This is a genomic window from Aeromonas rivipollensis (genome assembly GCF_010974825.1).
Lineage (GTDB): Bacteria > Pseudomonadota > Gammaproteobacteria > Enterobacterales > Aeromonadaceae > Aeromonas > Aeromonas rivipollensis.
Window position 1 is genome coordinate 98025 of the sequence record NZ_JAAILA010000025.1, and the last position, 16678, is coordinate 114702.

At 63.7% G+C, this 16678-nt stretch carries 13 protein-coding genes; 6 read left to right on the forward strand and 7 right to left on the reverse strand.

Annotated elements, in window-relative coordinates; genetic code table 11:
* Positions 1–3: 3 nt before the first annotated feature.
* On the reverse strand, positions 4–1749 hold the full coding sequence (argS, locus tag G4923_RS14630) for an arginine--tRNA ligase (protein WP_163137507.1): 1746 nt from the start codon (positions 1747–1749) through the stop codon (positions 4–6).
* A 314-nt stretch (positions 1750–2063) separates the two neighbouring features.
* On the opposite strand from argS, the gene G4923_RS14635 reads away from it, so the two are divergent.
* The 3 genes from G4923_RS14635 to G4923_RS14645 all read left to right on the forward strand — a co-directional run bounded on the left by G4923_RS14635 (position 2064) and on the right by G4923_RS14645 (position 3982).
* Entirely contained in the window at positions 2064–2630 is a 567-nt protein-coding gene (locus G4923_RS14635) for an LON peptidase substrate-binding domain-containing protein (RefSeq protein WP_111910874.1), read from the forward strand.
* 124 nt (positions 2631–2754) lie between these two features.
* Positions 2755–3324 (forward strand): sigma-70 family RNA polymerase sigma factor, encoded by a 570-nt coding sequence (locus G4923_RS14640; protein WP_025328693.1) that lies wholly within the window; start codon positions 2755–2757, stop codon positions 3322–3324.
* A complete protein-coding gene (locus tag G4923_RS14645) occupies positions 3317–3982 on the forward strand; it encodes a ChrR family anti-sigma-E factor (protein WP_163137508.1) in 666 nt (221 codons plus the stop codon). The genes G4923_RS14640 and G4923_RS14645 overlap by 8 nt, the downstream gene beginning before the upstream one ends.
* Positions 3983–4045: 63 nt before the next feature.
* On the opposite strand, the gene bacA is transcribed toward G4923_RS14645, so the two are convergent.
* The 6 genes from bacA to galE form a co-directional block, all read right to left on the reverse strand.
* On the reverse strand, positions 4046–4861 hold the full coding sequence (gene bacA / locus G4923_RS14650; protein WP_163137509.1) for an undecaprenyl-diphosphate phosphatase: 816 nt from the start codon (positions 4859–4861) through the stop codon (positions 4046–4048).
* A 226-nt stretch (positions 4862–5087) separates the two neighbouring features.
* Positions 5088–6083 (reverse strand): aldo/keto reductase, encoded by a 996-nt coding sequence (locus tag G4923_RS14655; RefSeq protein ID WP_163137545.1) that lies wholly within the window; start codon positions 6081–6083, stop codon positions 5088–5090.
* 129 nt (positions 6084–6212) lie between these two features.
* On the reverse strand, positions 6213–7205 hold the full coding sequence (gene galM / locus G4923_RS14660) for a galactose-1-epimerase (RefSeq protein WP_163137510.1): 993 nt from the start codon (positions 7203–7205) through the stop codon (positions 6213–6215).
* Between the two features lie 48 nt (positions 7206–7253).
* Positions 7254–8402 (reverse strand): galactokinase, encoded by a 1149-nt coding sequence (gene galK / locus G4923_RS14665; protein ID WP_163137511.1) that lies wholly within the window; start codon positions 8400–8402, stop codon positions 7254–7256.
* Entirely contained in the window at positions 8399–9445 is a 1047-nt protein-coding gene (locus tag G4923_RS14670; protein WP_205596969.1) for a UDP-glucose--hexose-1-phosphate uridylyltransferase, read from the reverse strand. Before G4923_RS14670 ends, galK begins: the two co-directional genes overlap by 4 nt.
* Before the next feature lie 51 nt (positions 9446–9496).
* The gene (gene galE, locus G4923_RS14675) at positions 9497–10510 is read right to left on the reverse strand and encodes a UDP-glucose 4-epimerase GalE (protein WP_106885517.1); all 1014 of its coding nucleotides are present in this window, start codon (positions 10508–10510) and stop codon (positions 9497–9499) included.
* A 217-nt stretch (positions 10511–10727) separates the two neighbouring features.
* On the opposite strand from galE, the gene G4923_RS14680 reads away from it, so the two are divergent.
* The 3 genes from G4923_RS14680 (at position 10728) to mglB (ending at position 16640) form a co-directional block, all read left to right on the forward strand.
* Positions 10728–11732 (forward strand): substrate-binding domain-containing protein, encoded by a 1005-nt coding sequence (locus G4923_RS14680; RefSeq protein ID WP_106885518.1) that lies wholly within the window; start codon positions 10728–10730, stop codon positions 11730–11732.
* Positions 11733–12390: 658 nt separating this feature from the next.
* A complete protein-coding gene (locus G4923_RS14685; protein WP_163137513.1) occupies positions 12391–15432 on the forward strand; it encodes a beta-galactosidase in 3042 nt (1013 codons plus the stop codon).
* Positions 15433–15653: 221 nt separating this feature from the next.
* Positions 15654–16640 carry a galactose/glucose ABC transporter substrate-binding protein MglB gene (mglB, locus tag G4923_RS14690; RefSeq protein ID WP_111910882.1) on the forward strand — a complete coding sequence of 329 codons (987 nt, stop codon included), beginning with the start codon at positions 15654–15656 and terminating at the stop codon, positions 16638–16640.
* The last annotated feature ends 38 nt before the right edge of the window (positions 16641–16678 follow it).

The following is a 16678-nucleotide window of genomic DNA, read 5'->3' on the forward strand; positions in this document are numbered from 1 at the left end:
CTATTACATGCGCTCCAGGGTGTGGATGCCCAGCACGCCCAGGCCCAGCTTGAGCACCTTGGCGGTGGCGGCGCACAGCAGCAGGCGGCTGTTGCGGGTCGCTTCGTCCACGCCGTCCTTGTTGATCGGGCAGGCTTCGTAGAAGGTCATGAAGTTGCCGGACAGCTCGTACAGATAGGTGCACAGCAGGTGCGGCATGCCCTTGTCCGCCACGCCGTTGACCGCGTCGGAGAACTGGATCAGCTTCTGGGCCAGCACCTCTTCGGCCTCTTCGTTCAGGGTCACGTGGCCGGTCAGGGCCTCGGCATCTATGTTCGCCTTGCGGAAGATAGACTGGATGCGGGTGTAGGCGTACTGCAGGTAAGGGGCAGTGTTGCCTTCAAACGACAGCATCATGTCCCAGTCGAAGATGTAGTCTGTGGTGCGGTTCTTGGAGAGATCCGCATACTTGACCGCGCCCATGGCGATGGCGTGCACCACCTTGGCCTTGTCTTCGGCGCTGAGATCGCTGTTGCGGCTCTCCAGCAGGGCACTCGCGCGCTCTTCGGCCTCGTTCAGCAGATCGACCAGCTTGACGGTACCGCCGGAACGGGTCTTGTAGGGGCGGCCGTCCTTGCCCAGCATCATGCCGAAGGCGTGGTGCTCAAGCGGTACGGATTCCGGCACATAGCCCGCCTTGCGGGTGATGGTCCAGGCCTGCATCAGGTGCTGGTGCTGACGGGAGTCGATGAAGTACATGACACGGTCGGCGCCCAGGCTCTCGTAACGGTATTTGGCACAGGCGATGTCGGTGGTGGTGTAGAGGAAGCCGCCATCGCTCTTCTGGATGATGACGCCCATGGGCTCGCCATCCTTGTTCTTGAACTCGTCGAGGAACACCACTGTGGCCCCTTCGCTCTCGACCGCCAAGCCACGGGCCTTCAGGTCGGCCACTATCTGGGGCAGCATGTCGTTGTACATGGACTCGCCCATGATGTCCTTGTTGGACAGGGAGATGTTCAGGCGATCGTAGTTGCGCTGGTTCTGCTCCATGGTCATGTCGACCAGCTTCTTCCACATGGTGCGGCAGTACTCATCGCCACCCTGCAGCTTGACCACGTAGTTGCGCGCGCGCTCGGCGAAGGCTTCGTCTTCGTCGTAGTGACGCTTGGCCTGGGTGTAGAAGGCTTCCAGGTCCTTGAGCTCCATGTCGGAGGCGTGCTCGTTGGCCATCTTCTCCAGGTAGGCGATCAGCATGCCGAACTGGGTGCCCCAGTCGCCGATGTGGTTGGCACGCACCACCTTGTGGCCGAGGAACTCCAGGGCGCGGGCGGCGACGTCACCGAGGACTGTGCTGCGGATGTGGTGCACCGCCATCTCCTTGGCCACGTTGGGGGCGGAGTAGTCCACCACCACGGTTTGTGGCGCGGGCAGCTTCACGTTGGCGTTGGCACTGGTCACCATGGCTTCCACCTGACCGGCCAGCCAGCTCGGGTCGAAGAAGAAGTTGATGAAGCCGGGACCGGCGATCTCGACCTTGGCGATCAGATCGGAGGCGGGCAGGTGCTCTATGATGGCAGCGGCCAGCTCACGGGGGTTCTTGCGGGCCGGTTTGGCCAGCAGCATGGCCAGGTTGGTGGCCAGGTCGCCGTGAGCCTTCTCCTTGCATCGGTCTACTTGCACCCGGGCTTCCAGGTCGGCCGGCAAGACGCCTGCGGACTTGAGATTGGCTACCGTTTGTTCAAGTAGATGATGAATATGCTCTTTCATAACTGACCACCGAGGTTGCGCGTCGAAAAATGACTGACTGGATAAGGGCGTGAATTTTACCCGCATCGGGCCGAGAAAACTATAGGAATGGCCCGACCCCCTTGGGGTGGCGGATATTTCACTGCGTTTTTCACCACATTGCAGAATATTGATTTGAATAAGTGGTGGTTATCCATTTCTACTGCATATCGAAGCGGCTTGTCCAGGCTATTTTCCCCTGATTGTTAAGGGGTTATTTATTCCAATTTGCTCTGAATGATCCCGCGCCGTCCGGCGGTCGTATCCTTAGAGGAAGTCGCTAGAGGACGATCCCGATGACACTGGTGCTGTTTCCACTCTCCGCCCACCTGCTGCCCGGTGGCATCATGCCGCTGCGCATCTTCGAACCCAGGTATCAGCGCATGATAGCCGAGGTGCGGGAGCGGGAGTTTGCGCTCTGCATGCTGGACCCCCGCCAGCCCGAGGCCATGCGCAACATGTATCCCATCGCCACCCGGGTGCGGATCATCGATTTCGATCTGCTGCCGGACGGCCTGCTCGGCATCACAGTGCTCGGGGTGGAGCGAGTCAGGATAGTCGATCTGTGGCAGGAGCCTGACGGCCTGCGGGTCGGCGAGGTGGAGCCGCTACCCCCCTGGCAGAGCGGCCGGCTCAAGGCCGACCAGCACACCCTGGCCAAGGCGCTGCAGGATGTGTTCAACGACTACCCGGAATACGCTGCCCTCTACCCCGAGCCCGACTGGGACGACGCCAGCTGGGTAGCCCAGCGCTGGCTGGAGGTGCTGCCCATCCCGGTGGAGCAGAAGCAGTGGCTGGTCGCGGCCAAGGACAACCAGCCCGCCCTCTCCCTGCTGAGCGGCCTGCTGGTCGCGAGCCACTGAATTCCCGTTCCCGGTGATCCTTTTGCCCCGCCCGTCGTAATGGTGATGACAGCAACACTCAAGGGATGGCGCAATGGCATATACTGGCCAACCACAATCGGCTCCACGCAGGATATCGCCCCCCATGGACAACCCAGATGGCGATCTGACGTCTCTTCTCATTCGGGTGGCCGAACATGGCGACAAGGTCGCCTTCGCCACCCTGTTCCACCACTTCGCGCCGCGCATCCGCAGCTATGGGATGCGCCACCTCGGCAGCGAGGCCAACGCCCTCGAGCTGGTGCAGGAGACCATGCTGCTGGTGTGGCAGAAGGCGCGGCTCTATCACCCCGAGAAGGGGGCGCCGACCACCTGGATCTACACCGTCATGCGCAACCAGAGTTTCGACATGCTGCGGCGCCGTCGCGCCAGCAAGGAGGATCTCTGCGCCGAGGAGCTGTGGCCCCTGCTGGAGTTCAGGGCGGAAGAGGAGCACCTGAGCGGCGGGGAGGACGCCGTGCTGACCCGCCAGATGGCAGATTACCTCGCCACCCTGCCGGAGCCGCAACAACAGGTGGTGCGCGGCATCTATCTGCAGGAGTTTTCCCAGCAGGAGCTGGCCGACAGGCTAGGCGTCCCGCTCGGGACCATCAAGTCCCGCCTCCGGCTGGCATTACAGAAACTGAAAGAGCAAGTGGAGCAAGGCCATGATTAAGACCCATCCGACCGAACTCATGTTGCGGGCCTTCGCCGCCGACGAGTTGCCCCTGCCGCTGGCCGTCGGTGTCTCTGCCCATTGCGAGCTCTGCCCCGAGTGTGCCGCCCAGGTACAGACCCTTGAGGCTGAGCTGGCGAACCAGCTCCTGGCGCCGGTCGCACCGGACCAGGGGCTGCCGGCCGGGCTCGACGCCATGCTGGCGGAGATACTGCAACAACCCGTGGCGACAGTGGCCGAGCTAGCGCAGCAGGTGCGGCCGGCCTCCGAGTTGCGGGTAGCGGGCCAATCCTACCGGCTGCCACGGGTGCTGGCCCGCCACCATGCGCCCAAGTGGCGCCATGTGGGCGCCATTCGCCAGCACAGCCTGCCGCTCGACGAGATGGGAGCACGCGCCAGCCTGCTCCACATCGAGGCCGGTGGCCGCATTCCCGAGCATACCCACAAGGGCTATGAGCTGACCCTGCTGCTGGCGGGCAACATGCAGGAGGGGGACATCTGCTATCAGGCGGGGGACTTCATCTGGCGCGACGCCAGTCACGCCCACAGCCCGCACACCCCGGACGGCTGCCTCTGTTACACGGTGCAGGACGCACCCGTCCACTTCACCAAGGGACTGTCGCGGCTGCTCAACGGCATCAGCCATCGCCTCTATTGAGTGCGGGCAGCAATAGAAAAAGGGACCTTAACGGTCCCTTTTTCATCAGGCAATCACTCGGGATCAGGCCACAAATACCAGGTAGACGGCGAAGGCCACCACGAAGCGGTAGATGGCGAACGGGATGAAGTCGAGGCGACGGATCAGCGCCAGGAAGGTCTTGATGGCGACCATGGCGACCGCGAAGGCGGTGATGAAGCCCACCGCAAACATGGGGAAGTCGGCCATGGAGAGGAAGTCGCGACTCTTGTAGAGGTCCAGTCCGCTGGCCGCCATCATCATGGGCACCGCCATGATGAAGGAGAATTCGGCCGCCGCATGGCGGCTGATGCCCATCAGCATGCCGCCGCTGATGGTGGCGCCGGAGCGGGAGAAACCGGGCCAGAGCGCCAGGCACTGGAACAGACCTATGCCGAACGCCTGCTTGTAGCTGATGTCGTCCAGGGTCTCGGCGGTGACGGCTGGGCGGAACTTCTCGGCGATGATGAGCAGTATGCCGCCGGCCACCAGGGCATACATCACGGTTTCAGGGCCAAACAGATGGGCCTTGATCCAGCTGTGGATGGCCAGCCCGATGAGCACGGCGGGCAGCATGCCGAGGATGATGTGCACCAGGGAGAGGGTGGCATGCCCAGGTGCCGGTTTCTGACCGAAATGGATGCCGATGAGGCCGAACAGCCGGCGCCAGAACATGACGACCACAGCCAGGATGGAGCCCAGCTGGATCACCACCTCGAAGGTGGCGGCCTTGGGGCCTTCGAAACCGAGCAGGTGGCCGACGATGATCATGTGGCCGGTGGAGGAAACGGGCAGAAACTCGGTCAGGCCTTCCACTATGCCCAGCACGAAGGCCACAAACAGGGCGTAGGATTCGGTCATGGTACAGATCTCTTGGTTGATGGGTCCGGATAAAATCAGCCCCGATCAGGGTCGGGGCGGCCAATGATGGCGGAAAATCACGCGGGCAACCAGAGATTATTGGAAGGGACCGTCGAACCCGCTAGGTGCCGCGCGGCCGGGGTCGTCTGTCTGCGGGCGGCGCGGGGCAGGGGCCGCCAGTCCCCTGGTTCCGTCATCTTCTGACATGGTCAGCGGCATAGGCCCGTCATGCCAGCACCGCCAGGATCTGCTGCTGCAGCGCCTCGTCCAGTGGCGGCAGGGCCAGGGCCTCGACCGCGCTCACTATCTGCTGCGGGCTGCTGGCGCCAATCAGGGCGCAGCTCACCACGGGATCGCGAAGCACCCACTGCAATGCCAGCTGTGACAGGGGCTGCCCCCTTTGCTGCGCCAGGGCGTGGAGGGCGCGGATGCGGGCCAGCTTGTCCGGGGTGATCTGGTCTGGCTGGAGGAAGGGGCTGGCGCTGGCGGCGCGGGAATCCGCCGGAATGCCGGCCAGATAGCGATCGCTCAGCAGACCGCCCGCCAGGGGCGAGAAGGCGACCACGCCCACCCCCTGCTCGCGGCAGACCGGCAGCGTCTCGGCCTCGATGTCGCGCTGGAACAGGGAGTACTTGAGCTGGTTGACCAGGCAGGGGGTGCCGAGTTCGGCCAGCCGGGTCGCCGCCTGGGCGGCAAGCGGGGCCGGGTAGTTGGAGAGGCCCACATAGAGCGCCTTGCCCTGACGCACCATGAGCGCCAGTGCCTGGCAGGTCTCCTCCAGCGGGGTGCGGGGATCCGGCCTGTGGTGATAGAAGATGTCCACATAGTCGAGCCCGAGCCGGCGCAGACTCTGGTGCAGGCTGGCAAACAGGTACTTGGCGCTGCCGCCATCGCCGTAGGGGCCGTCCCACATCACATAACCCGCCTTGCTGGCGATGATGAGCTCGTCTCTGTAGGGGGCCAGACTGCGCTTGAGCACGCCGCCGAAGGTGGTCTCGGCGGAGCCCGGCGGCGGCCCGTAGTTGTTGGCGAGATCGAAGTGGGTGATCCCCAGATCGAAGGCCTGATGCACCATGGCCTTCACCCTGGCGGGATCGCTCCCGGCGCCGAAGTTGTGCCAGAGCCCGAGGCCTATGCCGGGCAGGCGCAGGCCGTGGCGACCGGCGGCTCTGTAGGGCTGGCGCTGGTAACGATCCGGCGCGGCGAGGTAGTGATCATCCATGTTCATCAAGACTCCTGAGTTGGCTCGGTGGACTGTCGTCAGCAAGAGAGGGTGAAGAACCCCACCTCTCCCCTTCATAAGGGGCGTCATAGCGCCACCCCTTTCGAAGGGGGAGATCGGTAGGGGGTCTTAGCCTGCGGGGATCAGGCGGTAACGGGTCTGGTGGTGATACAGCTGGCCCGGCAGCAGCCAGGGGTCGCCGAGCTCGGGCCGGTTCGGGCTGTCCGGCAGCTGTTGCGCCTCCAGGCAGAAACCGTCGTAATCCCGGTATGGCCGACCGCTGCGGTCCGGCGTGCTGGCCAGCCAGTTGCCGGTGTAGAACTGCAGGGAGGGCTGATTGGTATGGACCTCCATCACCAGCTGCTTATCCCCTGAGACCACCCGTGCCGCCCACGCCCGTTCGGGGCCGTTCAGCAGAAAGGCGTGATCAAAGCCCTTGGCCTGCTGCTGTTGGGGGTGGCTCAGCCAATCCTGGCCTATGGGGCGTTCGGTGCGCATATCGAAGGGGCCCTCCACCGGCGTGATGGCGAGCGGCAAACCGCTCTGGTCGGTGGGCAGGAAGCGATCGGCATTGATGCTGATGGCATGATTGCGAATATCAGAGCGCAGATCGCTGCCGCTTTGCTGGCCATCGAGATTGAAATAGGCGTGGCTGGTGAGGCTGACCGGGGTCGGCGCGTCCGTACTGGCCCTGAAGTCGACCACCAGATCCTGCTGCTCCAGCCGATACTCCAGGGTCACCCGAAGGTTGCCGGGGAAGCCCTGATCTCCCGCCCTTGAGAGCAGGGCCAGCCTGACCCTGTCCGCCTCTCGCTCCTTTATCTGCCAGGGCTGACGATGGAATCCGACCCGTCCGCCGTGCAGGCAATGGGGGGCCTGATTGGCGTCCAGGGACCAGCGTTCGTCCCCTCGCACCAGCTCGGCGCCGCCGATGCGGTTGGCAAAGCGCCCCGCCACCGCCCCCAGCCACACCTGCTGGGTGGCATAGACCTCATTGGCGCAGCCCAGCAACACTTCACGGCGCACGCCGGCCACCGGCAGGCTGAGGGAGGTGAGGGTGGCGCCAAATTCGAGGCCGCGCAGGCGCAGCCCCTCCTCGTTTTCCAGTTCGAATGTCTTCATGGTTTGCCCGTTTCGATGGTCAGTGACCTGTCACTCATGTGCTTCCCGTTAGAGCCTGCCGGCCCCGGCGCTGGCGCGGCAGACGTAGCAGTCCGCCTTGAGGCCAAACCTGGCCGGGTACTGGGCCTCGACCACGGCGATCACCTCGTCCACCTGCGCCGGGCGCAACAGGGCCACCACGCAGCCACCGAAGCCACCCCCTGTCATGCGTACGCCGCCCTGGGTACCGATCTCTGCCTTGATGATCTCCACCAGGCCGTCGATGGCGGGCACGGTGATCTCGAAGTCATCCCGCATGGCGGTATGGGACTGGCCCATCAGCTCGCCGAGTCGCACCAGATCGCCAGAGGCCAGCGCTTCGGCGGCGGCCAGGGTGCGGGCGTTTTCCCCCACCACGTGGCGGGCACGGCGGTAGCAGGCTTCGTCCAGCCCGGCCTTGCCCGCTTCCAGCGCGGCCAGATCCAGGTCGCGCAGGGCCTTGACCCCGTAGTGACGGGCGGCGGTCTCGCACTGCTGGCGGCGGGTGTTGTATTCGCTGTCCACCAGGCCGCGACGCACGTTGGAGTTGACGATCAGCACCGCCAGATCTTCGGGCATGGGGATGAGACGGGTCTCCAGGGAGCGGCAGTCCAGCAGCAGGGCGTGATCCTGCTTGCCACTGGCGGAGATCATCTGATCCATGATGCCGCAGTTGCAGCCGACGAACTGGTTCTCCGCCTGCTGGCCGTTGAGGGCGATCTCGGCCTGGCTGATGTGAAGCCCCAGGGCCTCCTTGAAGGCCTGGCCTATGGCCACCTCAAGAGACGCGGACGACGACAGGCCTGTTCCCTGGGGCACGTTGCCTGAGACCACCAGATTGAGGCCGCGCAGGGCATGGCCACGGGCTTGCAGATGCTTGACCACGCCGCGAATGTAGTCGCTCCAGCGCTGGTCCGGATGATGGGTGATGGGCTTGTCCAGGTCGAACAGATCCCGTTGGTTGCCGTAGTCGGCGGCGATCACGTGCACCAGGTTGTCGCTGCGCAGGCCGATGGCGACACAGGTCTCGTAGTCGATGGCGCAGGGCAGCACGAAGCCGTCGTTGTAGTCGGTGTGCTCGCCGATGAGGTTGACGCGACCGGGGGCGCGCACCAGCAGGTCGGGTTGTTGCTCAAACTGCTCGGCAAATACGGCGCTGACGCGTTGGCTCGGGGTCATGGGGTCACCTCATTGGCTTTGTAATGAACGGGGGAGAGGGAGCGCAGGCGCTCGGCGGCCTGTTCCGGGGTCAGGTCTCGCTGGGTTTCGGCCAGCATCTCGAAGCCCACCATGAACTTGCGTACCGTGGCGGAGCGCAGCAGGGGCGGATAGAAGTGGGCATGCAGTTGCCAGGCCTCGGGGCAATCCGACTTGGGCGGCGCGAAGTGCCAGCCCATGGAGTAGGGGAAGCTGCACTCGAACAGGTTGTCGTAGCGGCTGGTGAGCTCCTTGAGTGCCACCGCCAGATCCTCCTGCTGCTCACGGGTGAGACCCAGCAGGGAGGGCACATGGGCCTTGGGCAGCAGCAGGGTCTCGAACGGCCAGGCCGCCCAGAAGGGCACCACTGCCAGCCAATGTGTCGTCTCCACCACTATGCGGGATCTGTCCGCCAGCTCCCGCTCCACATAGTCCAGCAGCAGCGGGCGGCCGTGTTCGGCCAGCCAGTTGCGCTGGTGCTGCTCTTCGCGGGCGATCTCGTTGGGCAGGAAGTCGCTGCCCCACAGTTGGCCGTGGGGGTGGGGGTTGGAGCAGCCCATGACGGCGCCCTTGTTTTCAAAGACCTGCACCCAGTCCCACTGGCTCGACAGCTCGGCCACCTGGCTCATCCAGGTGCTGATCACCGCCTCTATGGCGGGCAGCGCCAGCTCGGGGAGTGTCTTGCCGTGATCCGGCGAGAAGCAGATGACCCGGCTGGTGCCGCGGGCGGCCTCCAGCTTCAGCAGGGGATCCTGCTGGCTGTCGGCGGCCGGGGTGTCCTGCATCAGGGCGGCGAAGTCGTTGGTGAAGACGAAGGTCTCCTGATAGTCGGGATTCTGGTCGCCGGTGACGCGTTTGTTGCCCGCACAGAGGAAGCAGTCCGGATCGTGGGACTGGCTCGGTGCCTGGCTTATTTTTTCGACCTGACCCTGCCAGGGGCGCTTGGCCCTGTGGGGGGAGACCAGTACATACTGGCCGGTCAGCGGGTTGAAACGGCGGTGGGGGTGATCAACAGGGTTGAACATCATCACTCCAATCAATGAGTTGAGAAAATCGTAACGGGCAGGCCGTCAGGCCTACTCCTCGTAACCGTTCGGGTTGGCGAACTGCCAGCGCCAGCTGTCGGCGCACATGGCCGCGAGATCCCGGGTGGCATGCCAGCCCAGCTCGCGCTCGGCCTTGGCGGGATCGGCCCAGCATTCGGCGATGTCACCCGGGCGTCTGGGTTCGATGCGACAGGGTAGGGGGCGGCCGCATGCCGCCTCGAACGCCGCCACCATCTGCAGCACGCTCTGGCCCTGGCCCGTACCCAGGTTGTAAGGGTGGACGCCGCCTCGCCCCGCACAGTGGTGCAGCGCCTTGACGTGCCCCTCGGCGAGATCCATCACATGGATATAGTCGCGCACCCCTGTGCCATCCAGGGTGTTGTAATCGTTTCCAAAGACCGAGAGACAGTCACGACGGCCAATGGCCACCTGAGTGATATAGGGCATGAGATTGTTGGGCATGCCCTGGGGATCCTCCCCCAGGGTGCCGGATTCGTGGGCGCCGACCGGGTTGAAGTAGCGCAGCAGCGTCATGCTCCAGTGGGGTTCGGCAGTCTGCAGATCCTCGAGGATCTCCTCGATGATCAGCTTGGATCGGCCATAGGGATTGGTGGCGCTGCGCGGGAAGTCTTCCCGGATGGGGGTGCTGGCCGGGTCGCCGTAGACGGTGGCCGAGGAGCTGAACACCAGGTTGTGAACCCCGGCCCGCTTCATCGCCTGCAGCAGCACCAGGGTGCCGCTCAGGTTGTTCTCATAATATTCGAGGGGGATCCGGGTCGATTCGCCGACCGCTTTCAGGGCGGCGAAGTGGATCACGGCGTCTATCTGCTGCTCGGCGAAGATGCTGTCCAGCAGGGCCGGATCACGGATGTCCCCCTGATAGAATTTGGGCATCTGCCCGCTGATGGCGGCGACCCGTGTCAGCACGGCGGCCTTGCTGTTGCAGAGGTTGTCCACCACCACAGGCTCCATGCCTGCCGCCTGCAAGGCCAGACAGGTGTGGCTGCCGATATAGCCGCAACCGCCGGTCACCAGTACTCTCATCCTCTTCTCCACCGTTCGTGCCTCACGCAAGGAAAGCCTGAGCAGGAGTCTAGCCGAGGGGCTGACGGACAAACTGTGAACTGGTTAACAAAAATGTGGAAACGATTACACTTGTTTGTGTGGTTATAAATGCATCGACATGGCTTTTCCCCCTGTTATCAGTGACATTGCCCGGTATAATGGCGCCATATCGAACCGTGAAATAAGTGAAAACAGCATGAGCACCATCAAGGATGTCGCCCGTTTGGCCAATGTATCGGTGGCAACGGTTTCACGGGTGATGAACAACTCACCCAAGGCCAGCGCCGCCTCCCGCGAGGTGGTGCAGAAGGCCATGGCCGAGCTGGGCTACACCCCCAACGCCAACGCCCGGGCCCTGGTCAGCCAGACCTGCGACACCATGGGGGTGGTGGTCGGTGACGTGGCGGATCCCTTCTTCGGAGCCCTGGTCAAGGGGGTCGCCGCCGTGGCGGTGGAACAGGGGTTGCACCTGCTGATGGGTAATGGTTTTCACCGCGCCCAGCAGGAGCGGGAAGCCATAGAGCTGCTGATCGGCAAGCGCTGCGAGGCGCTGGTGGTGCACAGCAAGGCGCTCAGCGACGAGGAGCTCATCGACTACGCCCTGCGGGCCCCCGGCATGGTGCTGATCAATCGCGACATCCCCAGCCTGAGGGGCCGCTGCATCGCCCTCAACAACCGGCAGGGGGCCGCCACCGCGACCCGCCATCTGCTGGAGCTGGGGCACCGCCACATCGCCTTCCTCAGTTCGGATCACGCTATCGAGGATGCTCTGCTGCGCCATCAGGGTTATCAGGATGCCCTGGCCGAGGCGGGTTTGAGCGCCGATCCCGAGCTGGTGGAGAGCGGCATGCCCAATGAGGAAGGGGGGGAGCGCGCAATGCTCAACCTGCTGGCCAAGGGGCTGCCCATCACGGCCGTGGTGGCCTACAACGACGCCATGGCGGCAGGGGCCATCTCTGTACTGGCAGACAACGGCCTCAAGGTGCCGGAAGAGGTCTCGGTGGTGGGCTTCGATGACATCATCTATGCCAGATACCTGAGACCCAAGCTATCCACCATGCGCTATCCCATCGAGCTCATGGCCGCCCAGGCCGCCAAGCTGGCGTTGCAACTCGCCGCCGGGGAGAGCGAGACGGTGCAGAGCCGGATCTACACCCCGACCCTTATCAACCGCCACTCGGTGGCGCCCGTCAGGCTCTGATCGCCGCATCTTCTCGCCGCCGTCATGGCAGTGGAGTGAAGGCGGTAGAGGCGTGTTTACAGGCTCACGCTCTGCCCCCCCCCTTGCCGCTGTCATGGCGCTGGCGTGAAGGCGGTAGAGGCGCATCTACAGACTTGCGCCTCTGTTAAGCGCCCTGGTCTCTGCTCAACCGCCACTCGGTTGCGCCCGTCGGGTTCTGAGCGCTCTTCCCCCTTGCCGCTGTCATGGTTGTGGAGTGGGGGGGCAGAGGCGCCGCTACACGCCCAGGTCCCTGTTCAATTGCCGCTTGATGGCGTCCGCCAGTCTCTGAACAATCGCATCCGATGGCATCCCCACAGCTCTGAAGGCTGTGTCTCCTTGCCGTCTTCTGACGGTGGATTGGAGGTCGTTGAGTGGCCGCCTCTGATGATGCGCCCTGAAAAGTTGCCATTCGAGGCTAATCATCTCTCTTTTTCCCCGGTTTCCCCGTCTGAATCGCCCTGTCTCAGCCTGCTTATCCGGCAGGGCGATCTTTTACTTTCATTTATCTCATTTTTACCCTGTTTTACTTAACAAAATCAGTGTAATCGTTTACATCTGTGTGAGCGAGATCGCCGATCACCGGGCAAAACTCCCCTACACTGCATGCGTTATCTGTTTCATGCAGGGAGAGAGAAGAATGCTCAGGGAGATAGTGGCCCGTCAGGACTGGCAGACCCAGGCGATTACATCGGTGAATCGTCTGCCTGCCCATACCCCCTTGTTCAGCTGGCGCAGCGAGGCCGATGCCCGTGCCGGGCTCCCTTCGCCCTCCCGCATGCTGCTCGATGGCGACTGGCGTTTCTCCTTCTTCGAAGCCCCTGAGCTGGTGCCAGAGGAGTGGCTGAGCGGGGATCTGCCCGGCGCGACCCCCATCAGGGTGCCCGGCAACTGGCAACTGCAGGGGTTTGATCGCCCCATCTATACCAACATCAAGTACCCCTTCCCCTGCGATCCGCCCCGGGTGCCGGCCGAGAATCCCACTGGCTGCTATTCCCGCGAGTTTGCACTGCCCGTCGACTGGCTGGCCAGCGGCCAGACCCGCATCATTTTCGATGGGGTAGACAGTGCCTTCCATCTGTTCTGCAACGGCCGCTGGGTCGGTTACTCCCAGGACAGCAGGCTGCCCGCCGAATTCGATCTCGGCGACTTGCTGCAGGCCGGTCCGAACCGGCTGGCCGTGCTGGTGCTGCGCTGGTCCGATGGCTCCTATCTGGAGGATCAGGACATGTGGCGCATGAGCGGCATCTTCCGCTCCGTCAGCCTGCTGCACAAACCCGAGCGCCGGTTGCTGGACGTGCGGCTGACCCCTGTGCTGGACGCCTGTTACCGGGACGCCCGCCTCAAGGTGGCGCTGCAGGTCAATGAGGGCGCCGGGCTGGCGGTGGAGGCCAGGCTCTATTTCGGTGAGACGCTGATCGCCGATCGGCGCCAGCCGCTCGGCACAGGCGCCATCGACGAGAAGGGCGCCTACACAGACAGGGCCGAGCTGTGGCTGGAGGTAGCGGCGCCGCACAAGTGGAGCGCCGAGACGCCACACCTCTATCGACTGACCCTGACCCTGCTGGATGAGCAGGGTGAGCCCATCGAGAGCGAGGCCCATGACGTGGGTTTTCGGGCGGTGGAGATCAAGGGCGGCCTGCTGAGGGTCAACGGCCAGCCGCTGCTGATCCGCGGCGCCAATCGCCACGAACACGATCCCGCCCTGGGCCATGTGGTGACCCCTGCCGCCATGGAGCAGGATCTGCGGCTGATGAAGCAGCACAACTTCAACGCGGTGCGCTGCTCACACTACCCCAACCATCCCGAGTTCTATCGACTGTGTGACCGGCTCGGCCTCTACGTGGTGGACGAGGCGAACCTGGAGACCCACGGCATGACCCCCATGGGGCGGCTGGCGCAGGATCCCGCCTGGAGCAACGCCTTCCTGGAGCGGGTCACCCGCATGGTGGCGCGGGACTTCAACCACCCCAGCATCATCATCTGGTCGCTGGGCAACGAATCCGGCTATGGCCCGGCCCACGATGCCATGTACCAGTGGGTCAAACGGGCCGATCCGAGCCGCCCGGTCCAGTACGAAGGGGGCGGGGCCGATACCCCGGCCACCGACATCATCTGCCCCATGTATGCCCGCACCCATCAGGATCAACCCTTCCCGGCGGTGCCCAAGTGGGCGCTGGCCAAGTGGATAGGCCTGCCGGAAGAGACCCGGCCGCTCATCCTCTGCGAATATGCCCACGCCATGGGCAACAGCCTGGGGGGCTACGCCCACTACTGGCAGGCGTTTCGCGATCATCCCCGCCTGCAGGGCGGTTTCGTGTGGGATTGGGTGGATCAGGGGCTCGACAAGCAGACCGACGATGGCCGCCATTTCTGGGCCTATGGCGGTGACTTCGGCGACATTCCCAATGATCGCCAGTTCTGCTGCAACGGCCTGCTGTTCCCGGACCGGACGCCGCATCCCGCCCTGTTCGAGGCGAAACGGGCCCAGCAGCCCTTCGTGCTGACTCTGCAAAGCCGGCAGCCGCTCCGGGTCGAGATCCGCAGCGAATACCTGTTCCGCCCCACGGACAACGAAGTGTTGCGCTGGCAGCTGCTGGAGGACGGTGTGGTGCTGAGCCAGGGTGAGTGCCCGCTCGAGCTGGCGCCCCAGGGCAGCGTGACGCTGACCCTGCTGGAGCGGCTGCCGGGCTTTGCCGCAGGCACCCTGGCCTGGCTGGATCTGACCATAGTGCAGCCCACCGCCACGGCCTGGGCCGGGGCGGATCACGAGGTGGCGCGCCAGCAATGCATGCTGCCGACCCCTCTGGCCCTGCCTGTTACCCGGGCTCCCGCCTCATTGAGCGAACAGCCGGACCACTGGCTGGTGCGTGCCGCAGGCAGCGAGTGGCGGCTGGACAAGGCCAGCGGCCGCATCAGCAGCTGGCAGAAACAGGGCCGTGAGCGGCTGCGGGATGCCATCACCGATCACTTCTACCGGGCACCGCTCGACAACGACATCGGCACCAGCGAGGCGGATCACGCGGATCCCAACGCCTGGATTGCCCGCTGGCAGGAGGCCGGGCTCAATGATCTGCAGCACCGCTGCCTCGGCCTGGAGGCTAACCCCGATAAGGGGACGCTGGTCGTATCCCACGGTTACTTCGTCGGGGAGTCGCTGCGGCTGCTGACCCGCTGGCATCACAGCTTCGGTGCCGACGGCGCCATGGCGCTGCGCATAGAGGTGGAGGTTGCCGCCGACATGCCGTCCCTGCCCCGCATCGGGGCCAGGCTCTGGCTGGCCGACGAGGTCGACGAGGTGAGCTGGCTGGGACGCGGTCCCCACGAGAACTATCCGGATCGTCAGCTTTCCGCCGACCTCCATCGCTGGCAATTGCCGATCTCGGCCCTGCACACCCCCTATGTGTTCCCGACCGACAACGGTTTGCGTTGCGATACCCGTCAGCTGCGCCTCGCAGAGGTGAGCATGGAGGGCAAGTTCCACTTCAGCGTCAGCCGCTACAGCCAGCAGCAGCTGGCCCAGGCCCGCCACCAGACCGATCTGGTGGCCCTGGGGGGATTGCACCTCTGCCTGGATGGTTTCCACATGGGTGTAGGGGGTGATGACTCCTGGAGCCAGAGCGTGCGACCCGAATTCTGGTTGTCGCCTGGAAGTTACAGTTGGAACTGTGTTCTACACTGAATCTGACGCCGATGACGAAAATGGATTCGTAAAGGTCTTTTAATTGGATATCTGATTGATTTTAAAGTGTTTTATGTCTATGTAACAGAGTGTAAACGTTTTCATTTTGTTGCCATGATCACAGACCGCCATACAACAAACTGATTACATTAGGCTGGCGCCAGTTCAAACGGTGTACAGCATTCCCTACAAAAACAGATATTAGAGATCGGAGCATAACAATGAAAAAACTCACGACAGTTGCCACCTTGCTGATGGGACTGATGGCGGGAGCCCAAGCCCAGGCCGATACCCGTATCGGTGTCACCGTCTACAAGTATGACGACAACTTCATGGCGGTAGTGCGCAAGGCCATCGAGAAGGAAGCGGCAGCCAATCCCGGTGTGGAGCTGCTGATGAATGACTCCCAGAATGACCAGTCCAAGCAGAACGACCAGATCGACGTGCTGCTGGCCAAGGGCGTGAAGGCGCTGGCCATCAACCTGGTTGACCCGGCGGCGGCCCCTGTCGTGATCGAGAAGGCCCGTGCGGACGAGATCCCCGTGGTGTTCTACAACAAGGAACCGAGCGCGGCCGATCTGGCCAGCTATGACAAGGCCTACTACGTGGGCACCGACTCCAAGGAGTCAGGCATCATCCAGGGCCAGCTGATCGCCAAGCACTGGAAGGCACACCCTGAGTGGGATCTGAACAAGGACGGCGTCATCCAGTTCGTGCTGCTGAAGGGCGAGCCGGGCCACCCGGATGCGGAAGCCCGCACCACCTACGTCGTCAAGACCCTGAATGACGGCGGCGTCAAGACAGAGCAGCTGCACATGGATACCGGTATGTGGGATACCGCCATGGCGAAAGACAAGATGGACGCCTGGATCTCCGGCCCCAACGCCAACAAGATCGAAGTGGTCATCGCCAACAACGACGGCATGGCAATGGGCGCTGTTGAATCCCTGAAAGCCCAGGGCAAGAGCGCCATCCCGGTATTCGGCGTCGATGCCCTGCCGGAAGCCCTGGCCATGGTCAAGAGCGGTGCCATGGCGGGTACAGTGCTGAACGATGCGGCCAACCAGGCCAAGGCCACCTACGAGCTGACCAAGAACCTGGCGGAAGGCAAGCCGGCCGGTGAAGGCACCAACTGGAAGATCGACAACAAGGTCGTGCGTGTTGCCTACGTGGGCGTTGATAAAGACAACCTGTCCCAATTCGAGTAATTCCCCCCTCCAGGGCAAGGGAGATCCCCTTGCCCTTT